The organism is Massilia sp. (genome assembly GCF_046293535.1).
In the GTDB taxonomy this organism is placed as follows: Bacteria; Pseudomonadota; Gammaproteobacteria; order Burkholderiales; family Burkholderiaceae_D; genus Telluria.
In genome coordinates this window covers 17466-39286 of the sequence record NZ_JBKBOV010000018.1, presented here as the reverse complement: position 1 = coordinate 39286, position 21821 = coordinate 17466, and the positions used below count along the sequence as shown (strand labels likewise).

Here is a 21821-nt window from a genome sequence, read left to right as displayed (position 1 = left end):
CAACCAAAGGTTCACATATTTTACAAATAACAAGTCGCAAGGACAAAGGAGACCGGGATGAACGAGCGCAGGCGTAGCTTGCTTGGCATGGCCCTGCTGGGCGCGGTCGAGCCGCTGTTCGCGGCGCCGCCCTCTTCCGCTGCCGTCCCGCTCCTCACAGCCGCGGCGCGCCGGACGCTCGACGCCGAGCTGGCGGCCATCGTCGCCGATCCGGCGATGCAGCTGGCCAGCCTGTCGGTGGTCGCCGTCCGCGCCGGCCAGCCGGTGTATGAACAGGCATTCGGACGCCGTTTCATCGGCAACGGCGCCCTGCCCGACAAGCCGGCCACGCCCGCGACCCTGTACCGGATCGCGTCGATCTCCAAGATGATGACCACGCTGGGCCTGATGCGACTTAGCGAAGCGGGCCGCATCGACCTCGATGCCGACGTGTCCGGCTACCTGGGCTTCAGCCTGCGCAACCCGCATTTCCCGCAACGCGTCGTCACGCTGCGCACCCTGCTCACCCACACCTCTTCGTTGCGCGACGAAAGCGGCTATTCGTGGCCGCTCTCGACCTCCCTGAAAGACGTGCTGGTGCCGGGAGCGCCCCTGTACGGCGGAGGCAAGATGTGGGCCACCCGTGCCGGCCCGGGCGAGTACTTCACCTACTGTAACCTCGGCTGGGGCGTGATCGGCACCGCGATGGAACGTGTGACGGGCGAGCGCTTCGACCTCTTGATGCAGCGCCTGCTGCTGCAGCCGCTCGGCATCGAGGGGGGCTACAGCCCGTCGGCGCTGCCGCCGCCGGCGCTCGAGAACCTGGCGACGCTGTACCGCAAGCGCACGGTCGACACCGAGATCTGGAATGCGGACGGCCCCTGGATCCCGCAAGTCGACGATTATTCGACCAAGCCGCCGATGCCTCCCGCCGGCATCGCCGGATACGTCCCCGGCGCCAACGCCACACCCTTCAGCCCGACCGGCGGCCTGCGCATCTCCGCGCGCGACATGGGCGTGGTCATGCGGATGCTGATGAACGGCGGCGTGCATGGCAACACGCGGCTGTTCCAGCGCGCCACGCTCGAGCGCATGTTCGCGCGCCACTGGACCATCGACGACAAAGGCGGCAACGGCGATTCGCTGAACGGTTTCTTCCCTGCCTGGGGCCTGGGCAACGCCCATTTCCCGGACCGATCCGGCACCGGACTGGTCGAAGGCGGCGGCTTCGACGCGGTGGGCCACTCGGGCGACGCATATGGCCTGATTTCGGTGTTCGCGGCGGACCTGGCGCGCGGCAACGGCCTGATCATGCTGGCCGGCGGCTGCTCGGCCGATCCGGAACTGCAGAAAGGCCGCTATTCGGCGCGCGCGCGCTTCGAGGAACGCATCCTGAGTGCGCTGCACCGTCATGCCATGGTCACAAACCTCGCGCAACAGGCAGCAACATGAGGCCAATGCGTACATATATGCCGGTTATGGCGCTTGGCGCGAGTTTCATTGGCCGCCATCCGGCCGAGCGCCTAAGCTCGTCACCCCAGTTCAAAAAGAAGAAGAGTGCAGGATGCAGCAGCAAGTAGTGCAAGCAAGAGCGCAAGCAAATGAGCAAGTCCTCGTCATCGGCGGCGGCGTGGTCGGCCTGACCTCGGCCTGGTGGCTGGCCGAAGCCGGCTACCGCGTCAGCCTCCTCGAACGTGCCCCTGGCGTCGGCAGCGGCTCCAGCTACGGCAATGGCGGGCAGCTCAGCTACCGCTACGTGTCGCCGCTGGCCGACGAAGGCGTGCCGCTGAAGGCCCTGCAATGGATGTTCCAGGACGCCGGGCCGCTGCACTTCCGGCCTGAGGCCGACCTGCGCCAGTACCGCTGGCTGGCCAGCTTCCTCGCGCACTGCCGCGCCGACGTCAACCGCAAGACCACGGCCAAGCTGCTCGAACTGGGCGAGCTGTCGCGCCAGGGCATGAAGCAGCTCGAGGTCACCGTCCCGCTCGAAGAATTCGACTGGCGCGACGCCGGCAAGCTGGTGGTCTACCGCTCGCGCGAGGTATTCGAGAAGGCGGCCGGTAAACCAGGCGCCGGCGAGATCTGGTCCGCCAGCGAGTGCGCCGCGCGCGAGCCCGCCCTGGCGGCGGCCGAGCCGCTGCTGGCCGGCGGCATCTATAACGGCGGCGAAGCGGTGGCCGACTGCCATGCCTTCTGCCTGGCGCTGGCCGCGCGCCTGCGCGAGCATCCGCGTTTCGAGGGATTCGTCCATGCCGAAGCGCGCCGCCTGACAGCCCACAAGGGCCGCATCACCGGCGTCGAAACGGACCAGGGCATGATCCAGGCCGACAGCTACGTGCTGGCGGCCGGCATCCAGAGCCGCATGCTGTCCGACACGGTCGGGATCTCGCTGCCGCTGTACCCGCTCAAGGGCTACAGCCTGACCGCGCCGATCCGCGCGGACGACGTGGCGCCGGAAATCAGCGTCACCGACTTCGAGCGCAAGGTGCTGTACGCCCGCATCGGCAGCAAGCTGCGCGTGGCGGCCATGGTCGACATGGTGGGCGAAGACCTGAGCCACACTCCGAAGCGCGTCGACGGATTGATCCGCCAGGTGAAGGAAACCATGCCGCGCGCGGCCGACTATTCGCAGACCTCGGTCTGGGCCGGCCTGCGCCCCGCCACCCCGAGCAGCGCCCCGATCATCGGCGCCACGCCCTATGACAACCTGTGGCTGAACGTGGGCCACGGGCCGCTCGGCTTCACCTTCGCCTGCGGCAGCGCCAGCCTGCTGGCCGGCGCGATGAAGGGCGAAGCGCCGCCGTTCGCGCTGGACGGGCTAACGCTGCGAAATTGAATCGGCGATAAGGAACACAATATCGCAAGGTACTAGATGGCTTTTCCAGTAGCCATACGTAACCTTTATTAAGGTAATGGATGAGCGGCGATATGACGTGGGCCGCATATTGCGAGAATTTATCTCAGACCGGTGAGTACTGATTAGCGCAGCAGTCACGGCTTTTAGACAGCATAAATTTTAGATCGTTTGAGAACGCTTGCAATCTCTAAAAAGTTTTTGGTAAGGCTACGGTTTGGTAACCTTACACAATCCAGGTCTTATCCCGCTCGGCCAATTAAGTCGAACAGCTGAGCAACTTCATCATTGAGGCGTCGTTCAATAACGCCTTGTTTGTACTTAAAAGTAATATAAAGCGTCCCTGCATTCCGCCCACTTCCAGCTACGGTCATCTTTAGCCCAGCACGTGAAGTCTCAACGGTTGTCCCTTTATTCGTCCCGACAACCCTTAGAGAGGAAGGAACTGTTTCAAGATCAGAAGATGGGCTATCGACCCATTTCCAACCGCAATCCTTCTTGCCTCCGCTACTACCACTTGTGCAAGAATGCGAAACTGAACCTTCGTAAGACTTTGATTCATATTCTGCACGACGAGCAGCTACAAAAGATTCTCGAAGCTTCTTCATTTCGAGATCATATGTTGCTAATCTTTCACTTATAGGGGTGCTTGACGGCATTCTTTCGATTGCGTCCAAGATTACTCTGCGACGGTCACGATACTCGCCAACATAATTAGTCAAAGGCGATACCTCGTAAGAAACATTCATGTCCATGTCTGCAACAATAGTATCCATTTCGCGGTCCCTTATGTCGTGTTGTGTTGAATCATTATCCTACGACAAAGACCTTACTTGACTACAGGTAGTTACAGCAATCTACAAAAAGCGATAGAACTAACGCATTCACCTTCAGGTAGGGCAAAGGGACTTTTTGTACAGGAGGTGACTAACGTGCTCATCTAGTGAATATGTAGCTCCTGATATGTGGAGACAGCCGGTCCGCCTTGCTTAGTAAAATGGCGGATAATGGCGGCCATGTCCAAAACGACCACTCCTGGCGCCTGCCCCTGCGGCGGGCCGTCCCTTAGCGCCTGCTGCGGCCCGTTCATTGCCGGCGAAGCCCTGCCGCCCACGGCCGAGGCCCTGATGCGCTCGCGCTACACGGCGTATACGCAGAAAAACGAGCCTTATCTGCTTGCTACGTGGCATCCGACCACCCGCCCGACTGAACCGATCATCGATGACGAGGAACCAATCCGCTGGCTCGGGCTTGAGGTAAAATCTGCTTTACGTTTACGTCAACGTAAAGTAAATTCACCGGACGATCCAGACAGTGACACGGTCGAATTCGTCGCCCGCTTCAAGGTGGGCGGACGTGCGCACCGGCTGCACGAAGTGAGCCGTTTCCTGCGCGAGCCCGACCCGGACACCGGGACGCCGCGCTGGTTCTATCTGGACGGCAGTTTCCCTAAATAAGCAAAACAGCGAGACAACAGAGGACGGCAATGCCCCAGATCGAGAGCAAACTGAACCCGCGCGGCGAGGATTTCAAGGCCAACGCCGCGGCCATGCAAGCCATCGTCGACGATTTGCGCGCAAAAGTCGCGCAAATGGCGCAGGGCGGCGGCGAGGCCGCATCGGCCAAGCACGTCGCCCGCGGCAAACTGCTGCCGCGTGACCGCGTGCAAATGCTGCTGGACCCGGGCACGCCCTTCCTCGAGTTCTCCCAACTGGCGGCCTACGAGATGTACGACGGCGCCGCACCGAGCGCCGGCATCATCACCGGCATCGGCCGCGTTGCCGGCCAGGAAGTCGTGATCGTCTGCAACGACGCCACCGTCAAGGGCGGCACCTATTACCCGATGACGGTGAAAAAGCACCTGCGCGCCCAGGAAATCGCCGAGCAGAACCACCTGCCCTGCATCTACCTGGTCGACTCGGGCGGCGCCAACCTGCCGAACCAGGACGACGTGTTCCCGGACCGCGACCACTTCGGCCGCATTTTCTATAACCAGGCCAACCTGTCGGCAAAAGGCATCCCGCAGATCGCGGTGGTGATGGGTTCCTGCACGGCCGGCGGCGCCTACGTGCCGGCCATGAGCGACGAATCGATCATCGTCAAGGAACAGGGCACCATCTTCCTGGGCGGCCCGCCCCTGGTGAAAGCGGCCACCGGCGAGGTCGTCACCGCCGAAGACCTGGGCGGTGGCGACGTCCACACCCGCTTGTCTGGCGTGGCCGACCACCTGGCCCAGAACGACCTGCATGCACTGTCGCTGGCCCGCACCATCGTGTCGAACCTGAACCGCGTCAAGCCGGTCCAGGGCGCGCTCCGTGAAAGCGTCGAGCCCAAGTACGCGCCGGAAGAGCTGTACGGCGTGATTCCGGTCGACACCCGCAAGCCCTTCGACGTGCGCGAGGTCATCGCGCGCGTGGTCGACGGCAGTGAATTCGACGAGTTCAAGGCGCGCTACGGCACCACGCTGGTGTGCGGCTTCGCCCACATCTACGGCATGAAGGTCGGCATCATCGCCAACAACGGCATCCTGTTCTCGGAGTCGGCGCTCAAGGGCGCCCACTTCATCGAGCTGTGCTGCCAGCGCAAGATCCCGCTGGTGTTCCTGCAGAACATCACCGGTTTCATGGTCGGCCGCAAGTACGAGAACGAGGGCATCGCCCGCAACGGCGCCAAGATGGTCACCGCGGTGGCCACCGCCTCGGTGCCGAAGTTCACCGTGATCATCGGTGGCTCCTTCGGCGCCGGCAACTACGGCATGTGCGGCCGCGCCTTCTCGCCGCGCTTCCTGTGGATGTGGCCGAACGCGCGCATCTCGGTGATGGGCGGCGACCAGGCGGCATCCGTGCTGGCCACGGTGAAACGCGACGGCATCGAAGGCAAGGGCGGCCAATGGTCGCAAGAAGAAGAAGCCGCCTTCAAGCAGCCGATCAAGGAGCAGTACGAGCACCAGGGCCACCCCTATTACGCCTCGGCGCGCCTGTGGGACGACGGCGTGATCGACCCGGCCGATACCCGCACCGTGCTGGGCCTGGGCCTGTCGGCCGCGCTCAACGCGCCGATCGAGGAGACGAAGTTCGGCGTATTCCGGATGTAAAGCGCGGATGTAAAGGACACTTGACAATGGAATACCAGACTCTCACCGTCGCGATCGACGACAAGGTGGCTGCCGTCACCCTGAACCGCCCCGACCTGCGCAATGCCTTCAACGAGCACGCCATTGCCGAGCTGGCGCTGGCCTTCGACGAACTCGGACGCAACGAGCAGGTGCGCGCCATCGTCCTGGGGGCGAACGGCCCGGCCTTCTGCGCCGGCGCCGACCTGAACTGGATGAAGAAGATGGCCGGCTACTCGCACGGCGAGAACCAGCAGGACGCCGCGCGCCTGGCCGACATGCTGCGCACCATCTACCTGTGCCCGAAGCCGACGGTGGCCAAGGTGCAGGGCGACTGCTACGCCGGCGGCATGGGCCTGGTGGCGGCCTGCGACATCGTGGTCGCCAGCGACGTGGCGCACTTCTGCCTGTCCGAAGTGAAGCTGGGCCTGATCCCGGCGACCATTTCGCCTTACGTCGTCAAGGCCATGGGCGAGCAGGCTTCGCGCCGCTACTTCCTCACCGCCGAGCGTTTCGATGCGAATGAAGCGCGCCGCATCGGCTTCGCCCACGAAGTCGTGGCGCTTGACGCGCTGGACGCCACCGTGGCCGGCATCGTGAAGTCCCTGGTGAGTAACAGCCCGAATGCCGTGCGTGAAGCGAAACGGCTGGTGCGCGAGGTCGTGGGCCAGCCGGTCGACGACGCGCTGCTGGCGGACACGGCCAACCGCATCGCGGAAATCCGCGCGTCGCTCGAAGGCCGCGAAGGCGTGGCCTCCTTCCTCGAGAAGCGCAAGCCGACCTGGCTGAATTGAGTTTAAGTATTACGTATTGGATCGATTGTGAAGCAGCAAACCTCTTCCGACTGGATCGCACGCAGCCTGCGCAGCGTGTGGCACCCCTGCACCCAGATGCAGCACCACGAAGAGGTGCCGCTGATCGCGGTCAGCCATGGCAAGGGGCCGTGGCTGTATGACCACGAAGGCCGGCGCTACCTGGACGGCATCAGCTCCTGGTGGGTCAACCTGTTCGGCCACGCCAACCTGCGCATCAATGCGGCGCTGAAGGACCAGCTGGACAAGCTGGAACACGCGATGCTGGCCGGCTTCACCCACGAGCCGGTGATCGAGCTGTCGGAAAAGCTGGCCGCCCTCACCGCCCACAACCTCGGCCATGCCTTCTATGCCTCCGACGGCGCATCGGCGGTCGAGATCGCGATGAAGATGAGTTTTCACGCCTGGCGCAATGCCGGCTACTCCGCCAAGCAGGAATTCGTCTGCCTGCAGGGCAGCTACCACGGCGAGACCATCGGCGCGCTCTCCGTCACCGACGTGCCGCTGTTCAAGGATGCCTATGGCCCGCTGCTGCGTGCCTCGCACGTGGTGCCGGCGCCGGATGCGCGCAACGCCCAGGAGGGTGAATCCGCGCAGGACGTCGCCAGACGCGCCATCGCTGACGTACGGACCCTGTTCGAGGAGCGCGGCGACAAGATCGCCGCCATCATCGTCGAGCCGCTGGTGCAGTGCGCAACCGGCATGGCCATGTACGACCCGCTCTACCTGGAACTGCTGCGCGAACTGTGCGACCAGCACCACGTGCACCTGATCGCCGACGAGATCGCGGTCGGCTGCGGGCGCACCGGCACCTTCTTCGCCTGCGAGCAGGCGGCCATCTGGCCGGACTTCCTGTGCCTGTCGAAGGGCATCAGCGGCGGCTACCTGCCGCTCTCGCTGGTGCTCACCAGCGATGCCATCTACCAGGCCTTCTACAGCGAAGACATCACGCGCGGCTTCCTGCACTCGCATTCCTATACCGGCAACCCGCTGGCCTGCCGCGCGGCGCTGGCCACGCTCGACATCTTCGAGGAAGACGACGTGTTGAACCGCAACCGCGAGCTGGCCACCAAGCTGACCATCGCCCTGGCGCCGCTGGCCGAGCACGAGCGCGTGCGCCACTTCCGCCAGCGCGGCATGATCTTCGCCTTCGACGCGGTGGAGCCGGATCCTGGGCGCGCCTCGAGCTTCGCGCGCCGCTTCTTCACCACGGCGGTGGAAAACGAACTGCTGCTGCGCCCGATCGGCCGCACGGTCTACCTGATGCCGCCCTATGTGCTGGGCGACGAGGACGTGGCCGGCCTGGCCGCGCGCACGCAGAAGGTGTTCGAATCGGTGATCGCAGGGTGAACATGATGGACCTGATCGCAGGAATCGACCGCAAACTGGACGCACTGGCCGCGCAAAGCCTGATCCGCCGCTTGCGCGTGGCCGACAGCCCCTGTGCGCCGCGCCAGGTGGTCGACGGCCGCGCGCTGCTGGCCTTCTGCAGCAACGACTACCTGGGCCTGGCCTCGCACCCGGCCGTGATCGCGGCGCTGCAGGAAGGCGCCGCGCGCTATGGCGCCGGCAGCGGCGCGTCCCACCTGGTCAGCGGCCACAGCCGCGCGCATGCGCTGCTGGAAGAACGCTTCGGCGCATGGATGGCGCCCTTCATCCCGCAGGCGCGCGCGCTGTATCTCTGCACCGGCTACATGGCCAACCTCGCGGTGCTCACGGCGCTGGGAGCGGACGCCGATGCGCAGATCTTCTCGGAGGCGCTGAACCACGCCTCGCTGATCGACGGCGCCCGCCTGGCCAGGGCCGGCGTCAGCGTCTATCCGCACGGCGACGTGGAGGCACTGGCCCAGCAACTGGGCGCCAGCACCGCCGGCACGAAAATCGTCGTCACCGACAGCGTGTTCAGCATGGACGGCAACCTGGCGCCGCTGCCGCAGTTGCTGGCCCTGTGCGAACGCCATGGCGCCTGGCTGGTGGTGGACGACGCCCACGGCTTCGGCGTGCTGGGAGAAACGGGCCGCGGCGCCCTCGAGCATCTCAAACTGCAGTCGCCGAACCTGGTCTACATCGGCACGCTCGGCAAGGCGGCCGGCGTGGGCGGCGCCTTCATCGCCGCGCATGCCAGCGTGATCGAACTGCTGGTGCAGCGTGCCCGCCCCTACATCTACACCACGGCCGCGCCGCCGGCGCTGGCGCATGCGCTGCAGGCCAGCCTTGATATCATCGGTGGCGACGAAGGGGGCGCACGCCGCGCCCACCTGGCCGCGCTCGTCGCGCACCTGCAGGATGCGCTGCGCCCGCGGCGCTGGCAACTGCTGGCCTCAAGCACCGCGATCCAGCCGCTCATCATCGGCAGCAACGAGGATGCGCTGCGCGTGGCGGCCGGCCTGCACGAGCAGGGCCTGTGGGTGCCGGCGATCCGTCCGCCGACCGTGGCGCCGGGCACCGCGCGCCTGCGCGTCACCTTGTCGGCCGCGCACACCCACGACGAAGTGGCGCTGCTGGCACGCGCACTGAACGAACTGGAAAGGGCCACCGCATGAAGAACCTGAACGAACCAGACCAGCCGGTCGCCTTGACGCCCGTGCTCACGGTGCCGGGAAGCGCCGGCGCCACGGTCGCGGCGGAAGCGCCCGCCGAGCCGCAGCCGGAAGCGCTGCCCGTGGACGGCGTGCCTTCGCGTTTCTGCTGCTTCGTCACCGGCACCGATACCGAAATCGGCAAGACCCTGGTGTCGAGCGCCATCCTCCATAAACTGGTGGAAGGCGGCCGCCGTGCCTGCGGCATGAAGCCGGTCGCGGCCGGCGCCGACATGCGTGACGGCGAGCTGCACAACGAGGACGCCGACATGCTGCGCGCTGCCGGCAACGTGCACCTGCCGTCCAGCATCACCACACCCTTCATGCTGAAGGAGCCGGCGGCGCCGCACATCGCCGCCGCCTTGGAGGGCGTGCGCATCGAAGCGGTGCCGATCCTGGCCGCCTATACCGAGATCCACGCGGCCTCGGACGCCGTCGTGGTCGAAGGCGTGGGGGGCTTTCGCGTGCCCTTCAACGACGAGTTCGACAGCGCCGACCTGGCCGCGCAGCTCAACCTGCCGGTGATCCTGGTGGTGGGCCTGCGCCTGGGCTGCATCAGCCACGCGCTGCTGACCGTGGAGGCCATCGTATCCCGAGGCCTGGTGCTGGCCGGCTGGGTCGCCAACACGGTCGATCCGGAGATGCGCTTCGAACGCGAGAACATCGACGCGCTGGAACAACGCATTCCGGCGCCGCTGCTGGGCCACGTGCCCCGCCTGGAGAACCCGACGGCGCAAGCCGCCGCAGAATACATCGACCTCGCGGGACTGCCGGGCTGGCATTCCGCGCGCGTCCAGACCTAAGGAAAACCGAGATGTCCCAAACGAATACCGTCGCTCTGCATCGTCCCGTCGCCATCAAGCAGCCGGAAAACGTCACCTGGCCGCTGGCCGATGTGCTGGCCCTGTTCGAGCTGCCCTTCAATGAGCTGATGTTCCGCGCGCAACAGGCGCACCGCGCCAACTTCCCGGACGGCGACGTCGAGCTGGCCACCCTGCTGTCGATCAAGACCGGCGGCTGCGAGGAAGACTGCGGCTACTGCCCGCAGGCGGCGCGCTACGACACCGGCGTCGAAGCCAAGAAGATCCTCGACCTCGACACCGTGCTGGACGCCGCGCGCGAAGCCAAGGCCAATGGCGCGACGCGTTTCTGCATGGGCGCGGCATGGCGCAGCCCGAAGGAGCGCGACATGGAGAAGGTCGAAACCATGGTGCGCGAAGTGAAGGCGCTCGGCATGGAAACCTGCGCCACCCTCGGCATGCTGGAAGAGGGACAAGCCGAACAGCTGAAAAAAGCGGGCCTGGACTACTACAACCACAACATCGACACCGCGCCGGATTTTTATAACAACGTGATTTCCACGCGCGAGTACCAGGACCGCCTGGACACGCTGGGCCGCGTGCGCAGCGCCGGCCTGAAGGTCTGCTGCGGCGGCATCGTGGGCATGGGCGAAACGCGCGAGCAGCGCGCCGGCCTGATCGCCCAGCTGGCGAACCTGAACCCGTATCCGGAATCGGTGCCGGTGAATCACCTGGTGCAGGTCGAGGGCACGCCGCTGCACGGCGTCGAGAAGCTCGACCCGATCGAATTCGTGCGCACCATCGCGGTGGCGCGCATCACCATGCCGCAGGCGCGCGTGCGCCTGTCGGCCGGCCGCCGCGAGCTGGGCGAAGCCGTGCAGGCGATGTGCTTCATGGCCGGCGCCAACTCGATCTTCTACGGCGACAAGCTGCTCACCACCGGCAATCCGGAAGCGGACGACGACCGCGTGCTGCTCGAGAAGCTGGGCCTGAAGACGCGCGCCGCGACGCTGGAGTCGGCGCCGAAGGCGGCCTGCGGCTGCTGATCGTATCAAGCTGCAATGCGGCCGGGGAGACACGGCCGCAATCCACCAATTCGAACAACCAGAAGCGAAAGACAAACGCATGTTCACCAAAATCCTCATCGCCAACCGTGGCGAAATCGCCTGCCGTGTCGCCGCCACCGCGCGCCGCATGGGTATCCGCACCGTCGCCGTGTATTCGGAAGCCGACGCGGGCTCGAAGCACGTGGCGGTCTGCGATGAGGCGGTCCTGATCGGCGCAGCAGCCGCCAAGGACAGCTACCTGCGCGGCCAGAAGATCATCGAGGTAGCGAAAGCCACCGGCGCGCAGGCGATCCATCCGGGCTACGGCTTCCTGTCGGAGAACGCGGAGTTCGCGGAGGCCGTGCACGCCGCCGGCCTGGTCTTCATCGGCCCGCCGGGTTCCTCGATGCGCGCAATGGGCTCGAAGTCGGCCGCCAAGCAGCTGATGGAAGGCGCCAACGTACCGCTGGTGCCGGGCTACCACGGCGACAACCAGGACCCGGTATTCCTGCGCGAGCAGGCCGACCGCATCGGCTATCCGGTGCTGCTCAAGGCCAGCGCCGGCGGCGGCGGCAAGGGCATGCGCGTGGTCGAGCGTTCGGAAGACTTCGAAGCCGCGCTGGCCTCGTGCAAGCGCGAAGCGATCAGCTCCTTCGGCGACGACAAGGTGCTGGTCGAGAAATACCTGATCCGCCCGCGCCACATCGAGATCCAGGTATTCGCCGACACCCATGGCAATTGCGTCTACCTGCACGAGCGCGACTGCTCGGTGCAGCGCCGCCACCAGAAGGTACTGGAAGAAGCGCCGGCCCCGGGCATGACCCACGACCGCCGCGCCGCCATGGGCGAAGCGGCCGTGAACGCCGCGCGCGCGGTCGGCTACGTGGGCGCCGGCACGGTGGAATTCATCGCCAACCAGGACGGCTCCTTCTACTTCATGGAGATGAACACCCGCCTGCAGGTGGAGCACCCGGTCACCGAGATGATCACCGGCACCGACCTGGTCGAGTGGCAGCTGCGCGTGGCAAACGGCCAGCCGCTGCCGAAGAAGCAGCACGAACTGGCGATCCACGGCCATGCGATCGAGGCGCGCATCTACGCCGAGAACCCGGAAAAGGGCTTCCTGCCGTCGATCGGCACGCTGCGGCACATGGACACGCCGGCGGCGGTCGAATTCCAGCTCGGCGCAGACGGCACCAACCCGGCCGCGGTGCGCGTCGACTCGGGCGTGCGCGAAGGCGACGCGATTTCTCCCTTCTACGACCCGATGATCGCCAAGCTGATCGTCTGGGGCGCCGACCGCACGCAAGCCCTGGCGCGCCTGTCGCAGGCGCTCAGCGAATTCCAGATCGTCGGCCTGGCCACCAACATCGCCTTCCTGAAACGCCTGGTCGAGGGCGAAGCCTTCTCGACGGCCGACCTGGACACCGGCCTGATCGACCGCCACGGAGCATCCCTGTTCCCGGCGCCCGCTAGCGCCCCGCTGGGCGCCCTGGCCCTGGCCGCGCTCGCGCTCAGCAGGGGCGAAACGGTGCGTGGAGGATTGGAAAAAGGCGGCAACCCGGCCGACCCGTGGGCCCAGGCGCAAGGCTGGCGCATGAACAGCGCCTACCGCCGCGTGCTCTCGTTTGCCGACGAATTCAGCGGCGACAAGGGCTACCAGGTCGGCCTGACCTATGGCGCCCATGGCTGGGAAATCGATGCCGGCGGCGAGCGCCAGCCCCTGGCGCTGGTTCGCCACGAAGGCGCGGAGCTGAGCATCCGCCTGGGCGAGACCTCGCTGCACGGCAGCGTGCGCCGCGACGGAGACCTGTTCCACGTGTTCACCGGCGGCCGTCATTACAGCCTGTCGTACAATGACCCGATGGCGCATGCCGGCGAGCTCGAGGCTGCGGGCGGGCGCCTGACCGCGCCGATGCCGGGTAAAGTGGTGGCGGTGCTGGCCTCGTCCGGCCAGGAAGTGAAGAAGGGCGAGCCGCTGGTCATCATGGAAGCAATGAAGATGGAACACACGATTTCCGCGCCGAGCGACGGCCTGGTGGAAGAAGTGCTGTACCAGGTCGGCGACCAGGTGGCGGATGGCGCGCCGCTGCTGGCGTTCAAGGCAGCGGCGTAACACCAACACAAGAATAAAGAGGGGAGACCATGCGCATACTCCTGTACCGTGGAGACGGCGTGATCGAGCCATGGGCGCGCGAATTCGCCGCCCTCATGCCGCAGGCGCAGACGGTCGCATGGAAAGAGGGCGAAGCGCTCCCGCCTTGCGACTACGCGGTGGTGTGGACCCCGACGCCGGCCCTGCTGGACCAGCTCGCGCACGTGCGCGCGATCTTCCTGATGGGCGCCGGCGTCGACGCCCTGCTCAAGCTGGGCGAGGCCTTGCCGCCGGTGCCGATCGTGCGCCTGGGCGACGCCGGCATGGGCGTGCAGATGGCGGAATACGTGGCCCATGCGGTGCTGCGCTACTACCGCCACTTCGACGACTACGAACAGCAGGCCAGGCACGGCGTCTGGGACCCGCTGCCGCTCACGCCCAAGGAAGAATTCGCGGTCGGCATCATGGGTCTCGGCAAGCTCGGCCTGCCGGTGGTCGAGGCGATGCGCCTGTTCGGCTTTCCGGTGCGCGGCTGGAGCCGCACGCCCAAGGACATCCCGGGCGTCGAATGTTTCCATGGCGAGCAAGGGCTGGAGCCTTTCCTGCGCGGCACCCGCGTGCTGGTGTGCATGCTGCCGCTCACGCCCGAGACGGCCAACCTGCTCGACCGCCATAACCTGGGCAAGCTGCAGCCGGGCGCCTATCTCATCAACGTCTCGCGCGGCGCCATCCTGGCCGAGCCCGACCTGATGACCCTGATCCGTTCCGGCCAGATCGCCGGCGCCACGCTCGACGTGTTCCGCCACGAACCGCTGCCGGCGCCGCACCCGTTCTGGAACGAGCCGCGCATCAGCATCACCCCGCATATCTCGGCGCTCACCGTGCGCCACGACGCCGTGCTCCAGATCCTAGAGAAGATCGCGAAGCTGGAGAGCGGCCAACCCGTCGACGACGTCGTCGACCGCGATCTAGGATACTGAAAGAATGAACCAGCAGCCCACGTTACCGAAGAAGGTCAGGATTGTCGAAGTGGGGCCGCGCGACGGCCTGCAGAACGAGAAGGAAGCGCTGTCGGCCGAGGTGAAAATCGCGCTGGTGAACCGCCTGGCGCGCGCGGGCTTTCCCAACGTCGAGGCGGCATCCTTCGTCTCGCCCAAGTGGGTGCCGCAGATGGCCACCAGCAGCGAAGTCATGGCCGGCATCGAGCGCCTGCCGGGCACGATCTACTCGGCCCTGACGCCGAACATGCAGGGCTTCGAGGCGGCGCTGGCCGCCAGGGCCGACGAAGTGGTGATCTTCGGCTCGGCCTCGGAAGCCTTCTCGCAGAAGAACATCAACTGCTCGATCGCCGAGTCGATCGCCCGCTTCGAGCCGGTCGCCAAGGCCGCCAAAGCCAACGGGCTGCGCCTGCGCGCCTCGATCAGCACGGCCTTCGGCTGTCCCTACCAGGGCGAGGTGCCGCTGGACAGCGTGGCCGACGTGGTGCGCCGCATGCGCGACCTCGGCGCCGATGAAATCGACATCGCCGACACCATCGGCGTGGCGACCCCGCGCAAGACCCAGGCCGTGATGCTGCGCGCGGCGCAGGAATTCCCCCTGGAGCGCCTGTCCGGGCACTTCCACGACACCTATGGGCAGGCGCTGGCCAACATCTACGCGGCGATGGAAGTCGGCGTGGCGATCTTCCACTCGTCGGTGTCGGGCCTGGGCGGCTGCCCGTATGCCAAGGGCGCGACCGGCAACGTGGCCACCGAGGACGTGCTCTACCTGATGAACGGCCTCGGAATCGAGACCGGGATCGACCTCGACCAGGTGGTGGATGCGGGACAGTTCATTTCGCAGCAACTGGGCCGCAAGGGGGCGAGCCGGGCGGGCAATGCGATCGCCGCGAAACGCGTCGGTTGAAATTCGTAGGGTGGACGGCTTTGCCGTCCGCGCGTTCAACTCCTGTATGAACTGACGCGGCTACTGATCGAATGTGATTTGAACGCGTGGGCGGGATACCCGCCCACCCTACGAAACCAACCCGACAACGAAAAAAGCCGACAGTGTTCACTGTCGGCCTTTTTCTTAATGCTGGTCGGAGTACAAGGATTCGAACCTTGGACCCCCTGGTCCCAAACCAGGTGCGCTACCGGGCTGCGCTACACTCCGAAGACGAAGATAATAGCGTGTCGGCCGGGCCAGGTCAAGGCTTAAGGGCCAAATAAGCAGGCCACCGTATTCTCTGGCGCATTATTCGATCGTGATTGTGCGGACAATATTGTGAATCTTGCAGTTCAGGACAGCCTGCACGAGGGTAAGTCGCGGGAGCACAGGCGCTTCCTGGCCGGGGTCGGGGTGTCTTTGACCGTGCACATTCTGTTGATGCTTGCCTATCGCCATACCGGGCCAGCCCCGGCCCCCGTCATGCCTGAACCACCCTCTTCCATCACCGTGCGTATCGCGCCGCCCGCGCCGCCGCCGGAACTGGAGCCGGAACCGCCGCGCGTCGAGCCGGCGGCGCGACAGCGTAGCGAACCGCCAGCGACACACAGCAGACGCAAGTCGACGCCGCAAGCTGTGATTGCCGTTCCGGTATCGCCCGAACAAGACGACGCGCCGGATACTTTCACGGTGCAACAGGCGGAGGAACCGGCTCCTGCGCCAGGCGAAGCGCCGCAATTCAGTATGAATGCCGCCAAGCAAACAGCGCGGCAGCTCGCAGGTCAAACCAAACTGGGCCGCGAGGGCCATGCCAACGCGCAGTTCCCCGACCCGCCCCTGGAAACGGAAACGCAGCTCGGCAAGGCCATCGGCAAGGCCAAGCGCCGCGACTGCAAGGACGGCGTGCCGGGTGGGCTGCTGGCGCCGCTGCTCCTGGCCCTGGACAAGAAGGACCACGGCTGCAAGTGGTGAGGAATCACGCGCCCTGTTTGGGTTTCAGGTAGCCGTGCATGTCCAGCCAGCGTGCGAAGGCCTCGAACCAGCCGGTACTGGTGGTCGTCTTCGGGTACATGCCGAAGCCGTGGCCGCCCTGCTCGTAGAGGTGGAACTCCACCGGACGTTTGGCGGTGCGCCAGCTGTCGACCAGGCCATACCCGGCATTGCCGAACAAGGGGTCGTCCGCGGCCAGCGCGATGAACAGCGGCGGTGCGTCAAGCGGCGCCTTCATCGGCGCCAGCGGTCCGTAGACGTTCCCGATGAAGGCGGGCTTGGCGTCCTGCCCATGCAGCGCGGTCGCCATGGTCAGCATGGCGCCGGCCGAGAAGCCGACCATGCCGATGCGGCCGGGATCCACCCGCCACTCCTTGGCGCGCGAGCGCACCAGCGCGAAAGCGGCGCGCGCATCGGCGATCTGCGGCGCCAGGGTCACGGCCGGATCCTGCTGCGAAGCGCGGCGTGCCGCTTGGGCGCCTGCCGAGAACATCTGCTGCATCGAGCGCGCGAACTCGCCCATGTCCTGCGGCGTCTGGTTCAGGCGGTACTTCAGCACGAAAGCCGCCACGCCCTTGTCGGCAAGCGCCCGGGCCACGTCCCAGCCCTCGTTGTTCATCGACAGCGTGCGAAAGCCCCCGCCCGGCGCGACGATCACCGCGGCGCCGGTCGCCTTGCCGGGATCCGGCAGGAAGGGCGTCAGCGTGGCCAGCGTGACGTTGCGGGCGAACAGGCTGCCGTACTGGCTGTGCCAGCTTTCCTTCGTGGTCGCGCCCGGCAACTCGCCGGTCCCCAGCACGATCGCGTCCGGCTGCGCCGGGATCGCGATCGGCGTCATCCTGTCGTCCTGCGCCATCGCCGGCGCCGCCAGGGCGCAGCTCAAGCCGACGACCGCGGCGGCAAGTCCTGTGCGGATTGTTCTCATCATGTGTGTTCTCCTCTCCAAGTGGTTATTGCGCCAGAACTGCGGTGCGGTTCAGCGTGAGCAGGGATTCCTGTCCCGGCACGCCCGTCCCCGGCTGCCCGGAACCGACGCTCAGCCGATACTGGCCGGGCATCAGTTGCCGGACACCGTCGCGCGTGACGAAGCTCAGGTCGCGTGGCGACAGGCGGAAACTGATGGAACGGCGCTCGCCCGCCTTCAAGGACACGCGCTGGAAGCCGCGCAAGGCGAGGCGCGGCGCGCCCTCGAAGGCCGGCGGCGTCAGGTACAGCTGGGCGATGTCGTCGCCGGCACGCTTGCCCGTATTCTCGATCTCGGTGCTGACGACCACGCCGTTCTCGAACGCGCCGTCGACGGGCTCGATCCGCAGCGGGGCGTAGCGAAACGTCGTGTAGCTCAGGCCGGCACCGAAGGGATACACGGGCGTGCCCGCGTAGTAGCGGTAGGTGCGGCCCTTCATCGCATAGTCGTCGAAGGGCGGCAGGTCGGCCAGGCCACGGTAGAAGGTCAGCGGCAGGCGTCCGCCCGGGTCGGATTGTCCCGCCAGTACCCTGGCGACCGCCAGGCCGCCGGACTGCCCCGGATACCAGGCTTCCAGGATCGCGGCGGCATGGTCCTTCGCCCAGGACAGGTCGATCGCGCTGCCGTTCATCAAGACCACCACCAGGGGTTTGCCCAGGGCCCTGGCGCGTTCGAGCAGGCGGCGCTGGTCGGCGGGCAGGTCGAGCGAGGTCTTGTCGCCGCCCGAGAAGCCCTCGACCTGCACCGCCATCTCTTCGCCTTCCAGGTCCGCCGTCAGGCCGACCACGGCCACGATGACGTCGGCATCCAGGGTGCCCGCCTTGAAGTCGGCTTCGGGATCGGTCGAGATACGCTTCCAGTACAGGCCGGGCACGCCGGTAGAACCCGTCTCGGCATGGAAACGCAGAGGATAGCGCTGCCCCTTCTCGAGCCGGACCTCGCCCAGTGCCAAGGGCTCGCCCCACTTCGAATACGCGGCGGCCCGGATCGCAGGCTTGCCGCCGACCGTCAGCTCGCCCTGCACGCCGCTCGCGCCGAGGCGGTAAGTGCCGCTCTCCGGCGGCACCAGGTAACCGGTCCAGATCACACGGTTGTGATCCGTGACCTCGGCCAGGGCCAGCGCGTGCGAGTGCAGGCCATGCTCGGTGCGCGTGACGATGGGCTTGCCGTCGAAGGTCGTGCCCTTGCGGTTGAAGTACTCCGCACGCAGGCCGGGCTTGCCATCGGGCGTGCGCAAGGCCGAGCTGGGAACCAGGTCGCCGTCGGTGATGGATGCGCCACCGTGCACCAGCCTGACCTGTGCCTGCGGCATGGCGCGGCGCAGGCCCTCGACGACCGATACGGGCGGCGCCGAGATCGTCGACGAATAATTGCCGCGCAGGACGCGGGTCGCGTCGGCCAGGGGACCGATCACCGCCAGCTTCAAGCCCGGCTTGAGCGGCAGCACGCCATCGTTCTTCAGCAGCACCAGGCTGTTGGTCGCCGCCCGCAGCGCCAGTTCCTGGTGCGCCGCCGTGTTGATCGCGCCCACTGGAACCGCCTTGCCGTCGCGTCCGGGCAGTCCCGCGAGGTCGCCGTTGCGATAGCGGGCGGAGAACAGCCGCACCAGCGCCCGGTCGATGTCGTCCACGCCGATCAGGCCGCGCCGCCAGGCTTCCCGGTAACGCGCGCCCAGGTCCTGGGGCTCGCCCAGGGTCTTGGTGCTGCATTCGTTGTCGGTCCCGGCCTTGAGGGCCACGGCGACCGCGGCGGCGGGATCCGGCGCAAACTTGTGGTGCTCCGAAATGTCGGTCACGGCATCGCAGTCGGACACGACATAGCCCTTGAAGCCTCAGGCGCCGCGCAGGACGTCCCTCATCAGGAATTCGCTGCCGCAGGCAGGCAGGCCATTGACGCGGTTGTAGGCGCACATGATCGAGCCGGCCCGGGCGTCGACGATGGCGGCCCGGAAGGCGGGCAGGTAGCTGTCTTCGAGATCGTGTTTCGATACGTGGACGTCCGCCGAGTGGCGCGTCGATTCGGGTCCGCTGTGCACCGCGAAATGCTTCGGCGTGGCGACCACGTGCGGCAGGTCCGGATCCGGTCCCTGCATGCCCCGGATATACGCAACGCCCATGGCCGCCGTCAGGTGTGGATCTTCGCCATAGGTTTCCTGGCCGCGCCCCCAGCGGGGATCGCGGAAGATATTGATGTTCGGCGACCACGTATTGAGCCCGGTGCCGATGCGTCCCAGGTGCCCGGTCTGGCGCCCCAGCGTGTGCAGCGCGCGCACTTCGGTGCTGATCGCGGCGGCGACCTGATGCACGAGCGGCGTATCGAAGCTGGCCGCGAGCCCGATGGGTTGCGGGAAGTTCGTGGTCGGCACCGGCCCGATCGCCCCATGCAGGGACTCGGTCCACCAGTTGTAGGCCGGAATACCCAGCCGCGGCAGGGCGGGCGCGACGTTGAGCAGCTGGCCGATTTTTTCGTCCATCGTCATCCGCGCCACCAGGGCCCGCGCGCGCGCGTCCGCCTCCGCACGGAGCTCCGCGGCCTGGACGAAGGCTGGAATTGCCGCCGCCAGGATGAGTGCAATCCCCGTCCGACGCATCGTCCCGGCTTTCTCTTTTCGCATGTCCTCACCTTGTAGAGCACCACGATGGTTGCGCTAACATTCTGCGGCAAGACCTTACCAGGGACCAATAACTTTTTATCGCATCCCGATATCCGAATCGGTATCGGGCTTGACGCGGGCCGCCCGCCCGATCGCTACGTTAGAATGCCCATGGAGGCTGGTCGCACCGACCGGCCGGCAACGCAGGAACTGGAATCGAGATGGCAAAGAAAGAAGAACTGGACGAAGAAACGCTGGCATTCATCCAGTGGCTCACCGAAGTGGAAAAATTCCTGGTCGCCGGCGGCGCCACCCTCAGGCAAGCGCAGGACCACATCGAAGAACAGGTCGAATGGTTCACCGACCAGTTCTACGATGGCTTGACGCCTGAAGAGGCGGCAAAAGAGGCGCTCGCCTGAAGGATCGTTAACAGCTGTCAGGCCTGCCCCAGCAAGGGGACATCCAGCCGGAGCTCGCCAGCCTGATCGCTCGATGCGGCGCCCTTGGAGCCCTGCGCCCGCAGGCGGAAGGCGCCGACCGCCTGCGCCAGGCTGTCTGCCTCTTCGCGCAACGCCTGGGCTGCGGCGGAGGCCTCTTCGACCAGGGCGGCGTTCTGCTGGGTGGCACGGTCCATCTGGATGATCGCCTGGTTCACCTGTTCGATGCCGGTTGCCTGTTCCTGGCTGGCCGCCATGATCTCGGCCATGATGTCGGTCACGCGGCCGACGCTGCGCACGATCTCTTCCATGGTGGCCCCGGCCTGCTCCACCAGTTGCGAGCCTTCGCTCACCGTCCGTATCGAATCGTCGACCAGGGTCTTGATCTCCCTGGCGGCGGCGGCGCTGCGCTGGGCCAGGTTGCGCACTTCGCCGGCCACCACCGCAAAGCCGCGCCCCTGCTCGCCCGCGCGCGCGGCCTCCACCGCGGCATTCAGGGCCAGGATATTGGTCTGGAACGCGATGCCGTCGATGACGCCCGTGATGTCGCCGATGCGCGCCGCCGAGGCATCGATCGCGGCCATGGTGTCCACCACCTTCGCCACCACCTGCCCGCCCTGGTTCGCCACCGCCGACGCCGACTGCGCCAGCCCGTTGGCCTGGCGCGCATTGTCGGCATTCTGCTTGACGGTCGAGGTCAGTTCTTCCATCGAGGACGCGGTCTGCTCCAGTGCGGCCGCCTGCTGCTCGGTGCGCGCCGACAGGTCCATGTTGCCTGCCGCGATCTGGCCGGAAGCGGTCGCGATGGTGTCGGTGCCGCCGCGCACCCGTCCGACGATCGCGGCCAGTCCTTCGTTCATGTCGCGCAAGGCCTGCATCAGGCGCCCGGTCTCGTCGCGCCCCTGCCCTCCGATGTCGCGGGTCAGGTCGCCGTCGGCCACCGCGCCGGCGATCCGCACCGCCTGCTCGAGCGGGACCACGATGCCGCGCACCAGCAAGACACCGACGGCGCCGGCCAGCAGCAGGCCCAGGACCATGCCGCCCAGGCAGACCGCGCGCACCACTTCGAAGCGGTAGCGCGAGGCCTCGTTCGACTTCCTGGCCTCGTCCAGCTGCAGCTGGATGAGCGCATCGATGGCGGTGGCGGCGGGCCGGAACAGGTCGACCAGCGGGCCGTGCACGATCTGCCGCGCGCGCTCCAGGTCCGCGGCGCGCAGCGCCGCGACCGCGGGTTGCAGGCCGCGCTCGACGAATGCCGAGCGCGCCTGCAGGAAGCGCTCGGCGGCCTCCCGCTCCGGCCCCGCCAGGCCGGGACCGGCGTAGGCCTTCCACTGCTCGTCGATCACGGCCTTGTTGCGCTCGATGTCGTCGAGCAGGGCCGGCACCTGGCCGGCATCGGCCGTCAAGGCTTCGGAGGCGAGGAACTGGTTGCTGTTCAGCCGGCGCACGATCTGGTCGAGCTGGCCCAGGCGCACCAGCCGGTCGGCATACAGGGAATGCAGCTCGTCGTTGGCCTGCCCCAGGCTGAACAGCCCGACGGTCGCGCCGATGACCAGTTCGATCCCGAGCAGGGAGAGCACGAGCAGGAGGCGCAGTTTGATGCTGAGTTGATTGAATAGACGCATGGGAATGAT

19 protein-coding genes and 1 tRNA gene are annotated in these 21821 nt (G+C 66.5%); 14 read left to right on the top strand and 6 right to left on the bottom strand.

Annotation, left to right across the window (positions count from 1 at the left end):
• The first annotated feature begins 57 nt into the window (after positions 1–57).
• Entirely contained in the window at positions 58–1431 is a 1374-nt protein-coding gene (locus tag ACK4S9_RS11750; protein ID WP_409725747.1) for a serine hydrolase domain-containing protein, read from the top strand.
• A 112-nt stretch (positions 1432–1543) separates the two neighbouring features.
• Positions 1544–2815: a D-amino acid dehydrogenase gene (locus ACK4S9_RS11745; RefSeq protein ID WP_409725745.1), complete on the top strand. Its 1272-nt coding sequence runs from the start codon at positions 1544–1546 to the stop codon at positions 2813–2815.
• 260 nt (positions 2816–3075) lie between these two features.
• Here ACK4S9_RS11745 and ACK4S9_RS11740 read toward each other — a convergent pair whose 3' ends face one another.
• Entirely contained in the window at positions 3076–3609 is a 534-nt protein-coding gene (locus tag ACK4S9_RS11740) for a hypothetical protein (RefSeq protein ID WP_409725743.1), read from the bottom strand.
• Between the two features lie 240 nt (positions 3610–3849).
• Between ACK4S9_RS11740 and ACK4S9_RS11735 the strand changes: the two genes are divergently transcribed.
• From ACK4S9_RS11735 to ACK4S9_RS11690, 10 genes are all read left to right on the top strand, one after another.
• Positions 3850–4290, top strand: coding sequence for a YchJ family protein (locus ACK4S9_RS11735; protein WP_409725741.1), 441 nt, complete (start codon positions 3850–3852; stop codon positions 4288–4290).
• A 29-nt stretch (positions 4291–4319) separates the two neighbouring features.
• Entirely contained in the window at positions 4320–5927 is a 1608-nt protein-coding gene (locus tag ACK4S9_RS11730) for a carboxyl transferase domain-containing protein (RefSeq protein ID WP_409725739.1), read from the top strand.
• A gap of 26 nt (positions 5928–5953) precedes the next feature.
• Positions 5954–6739, top strand: coding sequence for an enoyl-CoA hydratase/isomerase family protein (locus ACK4S9_RS11725; RefSeq protein ID WP_409725737.1), 786 nt, complete (start codon positions 5954–5956; stop codon positions 6737–6739).
• A gap of 27 nt (positions 6740–6766) precedes the next feature.
• Positions 6767–8107, top strand: coding sequence for an adenosylmethionine--8-amino-7-oxononanoate transaminase (gene bioA, locus ACK4S9_RS11720; protein WP_409725735.1), 1341 nt, complete (start codon positions 6767–6769; stop codon positions 8105–8107).
• A gap of 5 nt (positions 8108–8112) precedes the next feature.
• Positions 8113–9300 (top strand): 8-amino-7-oxononanoate synthase, encoded by a 1188-nt coding sequence (gene bioF / locus ACK4S9_RS11715; protein WP_409725818.1) that lies wholly within the window; start codon positions 8113–8115, stop codon positions 9298–9300.
• Positions 9297–10139, top strand: a complete 843-nt coding sequence (gene bioD, locus ACK4S9_RS11710) for a dethiobiotin synthase (RefSeq protein ID WP_409725733.1) — start codon at positions 9297–9299, stop codon at positions 10137–10139. The genes bioF and bioD overlap by 4 nt, the downstream gene beginning before the upstream one ends.
• An 11-nt stretch (positions 10140–10150) precedes the next feature.
• Positions 10151–11182, top strand: a complete 1032-nt coding sequence (gene bioB, locus ACK4S9_RS11705; protein ID WP_409725731.1) for a biotin synthase BioB — start codon at positions 10151–10153, stop codon at positions 11180–11182.
• Positions 11183–11261: 79 nt separating this feature from the next.
• The gene (locus ACK4S9_RS11700) at positions 11262–13298 is read left to right on the top strand and encodes an acetyl/propionyl/methylcrotonyl-CoA carboxylase subunit alpha (protein ID WP_409725729.1); all 2037 of its coding nucleotides are present in this window, start codon (positions 11262–11264) and stop codon (positions 13296–13298) included.
• Positions 13299–13327: 29 nt separating this feature from the next.
• The gene (locus tag ACK4S9_RS11695) at positions 13328–14257 is read left to right on the top strand and encodes a 2-hydroxyacid dehydrogenase (RefSeq protein WP_409725727.1); all 930 of its coding nucleotides are present in this window, start codon (positions 13328–13330) and stop codon (positions 14255–14257) included.
• Positions 14258–14261: 4 nt separating this feature from the next.
• Positions 14262–15182 (top strand): hydroxymethylglutaryl-CoA lyase, encoded by a 921-nt coding sequence (locus ACK4S9_RS11690; protein WP_409725725.1) that lies wholly within the window; start codon positions 14262–14264, stop codon positions 15180–15182.
• 172 nt (positions 15183–15354) lie between these two features.
• Here the strand turns inward: ACK4S9_RS11690 and ACK4S9_RS11685 are convergent.
• Positions 15355–15431: transfer RNA gene (locus ACK4S9_RS11685), tRNA-Pro, on the bottom strand.
• A gap of 111 nt (positions 15432–15542) precedes the next feature.
• On the opposite strand from ACK4S9_RS11685, the gene ACK4S9_RS11680 reads away from it, so the two are divergent.
• Positions 15543–16175, top strand: coding sequence for a hypothetical protein (locus ACK4S9_RS11680; protein ID WP_409725723.1), 633 nt, complete (start codon positions 15543–15545; stop codon positions 16173–16175).
• Positions 16176–16179: 4 nt separating this feature from the next.
• Here the strand turns inward: ACK4S9_RS11680 and ACK4S9_RS11675 are convergent, their stop codons facing one another.
• The 3 genes from ACK4S9_RS11675 to ACK4S9_RS11665 are packed head-to-tail and all read right to left on the bottom strand — an operon-like array spanning position 16180 to position 19771.
• Complete coding sequence (locus ACK4S9_RS11675) at positions 16180–17121, bottom strand: alpha/beta hydrolase (RefSeq protein WP_409725721.1); 942 nt, start codon at positions 17119–17121, stop codon at positions 16180–16182.
• A gap of 22 nt (positions 17122–17143) precedes the next feature.
• A complete protein-coding gene (locus tag ACK4S9_RS11670) occupies positions 17144–18952 on the bottom strand; it encodes a glycoside hydrolase family 3 C-terminal domain-containing protein (protein ID WP_409725719.1) in 1809 nt (602 codons plus the stop codon).
• Between the two features lie 36 nt (positions 18953–18988).
• A complete protein-coding gene (locus tag ACK4S9_RS11665; protein WP_409725717.1) occupies positions 18989–19771 on the bottom strand; it encodes a glycoside hydrolase family 3 protein in 783 nt (260 codons plus the stop codon).
• Positions 19772–19971: 200 nt separating this feature from the next.
• Between ACK4S9_RS11665 and ACK4S9_RS11660 the strand changes: the two genes are divergently transcribed.
• Positions 19972–20169 carry a hypothetical protein gene (locus ACK4S9_RS11660; RefSeq protein ID WP_409725715.1) on the top strand — a complete coding sequence of 66 codons (198 nt, stop codon included), beginning with the start codon at positions 19972–19974 and terminating at the stop codon, positions 20167–20169.
• Between the two features lie 17 nt (positions 20170–20186).
• Here the strand turns inward: ACK4S9_RS11660 and ACK4S9_RS11655 are convergent, their stop codons facing one another.
• Complete coding sequence (locus ACK4S9_RS11655) at positions 20187–21812, bottom strand: methyl-accepting chemotaxis protein (RefSeq protein WP_409725713.1); 1626 nt, start codon at positions 21810–21812, stop codon at positions 20187–20189.
• Positions 21813–21821 lie beyond the last annotated feature (9 nt).

What these genes read in the sequence shown, in the direction of transcription:
- ACK4S9_RS11750 (WP_409725747.1), top strand. Translation starts at nt 58, where the DNA reads ATGAACGAGCGCAGGCGTAGCTTGCTTGGCATGGCCCTGCTGGGCGCG.
- ACK4S9_RS11745 (WP_409725745.1), top strand. Translation starts at nt 1,544, where the DNA reads ATGCAGCAGCAAGTAGTGCAAGCAAGAGCGCAAGCAAATGAGCAAGTC.
- ACK4S9_RS11740 (WP_409725743.1), bottom strand. Translation starts at nt 3,609, where the DNA reads ATGGATACTATTGTTGCAGACATGGACATGAATGTTTCTTACGAGGTA.
- ACK4S9_RS11735 (WP_409725741.1), top strand. Translation starts at nt 3,850, where the DNA reads ATGTCCAAAACGACCACTCCTGGCGCCTGCCCCTGCGGCGGGCCGTCC.
- ACK4S9_RS11730 (WP_409725739.1), top strand. Translation starts at nt 4,320, where the DNA reads ATGCCCCAGATCGAGAGCAAACTGAACCCGCGCGGCGAGGATTTCAAG.
- ACK4S9_RS11725 (WP_409725737.1), top strand. Translation starts at nt 5,954, where the DNA reads ATGGAATACCAGACTCTCACCGTCGCGATCGACGACAAGGTGGCTGCC.
- bioF (WP_409725818.1), top strand. Translation starts at nt 8,113, where the DNA reads ATGGACCTGATCGCAGGAATCGACCGCAAACTGGACGCACTGGCCGCG.
- bioD (WP_409725733.1), top strand. Translation starts at nt 9,297, where the DNA reads ATGAAGAACCTGAACGAACCAGACCAGCCGGTCGCCTTGACGCCCGTG.
- bioB (WP_409725731.1), top strand. Translation starts at nt 10,151, where the DNA reads ATGTCCCAAACGAATACCGTCGCTCTGCATCGTCCCGTCGCCATCAAG.
- ACK4S9_RS11700 (WP_409725729.1), top strand. Translation starts at nt 11,262, where the DNA reads ATGTTCACCAAAATCCTCATCGCCAACCGTGGCGAAATCGCCTGCCGT.
- ACK4S9_RS11695 (WP_409725727.1), top strand. Translation starts at nt 13,328, where the DNA reads ATGCGCATACTCCTGTACCGTGGAGACGGCGTGATCGAGCCATGGGCG.
- ACK4S9_RS11690 (WP_409725725.1), top strand. Translation starts at nt 14,262, where the DNA reads ATGAACCAGCAGCCCACGTTACCGAAGAAGGTCAGGATTGTCGAAGTG.
- ACK4S9_RS11675 (WP_409725721.1), bottom strand. Translation starts at nt 17,121, where the DNA reads ATGATGAGAACAATCCGCACAGGACTTGCCGCCGCGGTCGTCGGCTTG.
- ACK4S9_RS11665 (WP_409725717.1), bottom strand. Translation starts at nt 19,771, where the DNA reads ATGCGAAAAGAGAAAGCCGGGACGATGCGTCGGACGGGGATTGCACTC.
- ACK4S9_RS11660 (WP_409725715.1), top strand. Translation starts at nt 19,972, where the DNA reads ATGGCAAAGAAAGAAGAACTGGACGAAGAAACGCTGGCATTCATCCAG.
- ACK4S9_RS11655 (WP_409725713.1), bottom strand. Translation starts at nt 21,812, where the DNA reads ATGCGTCTATTCAATCAACTCAGCATCAAACTGCGCCTCCTGCTCGTG.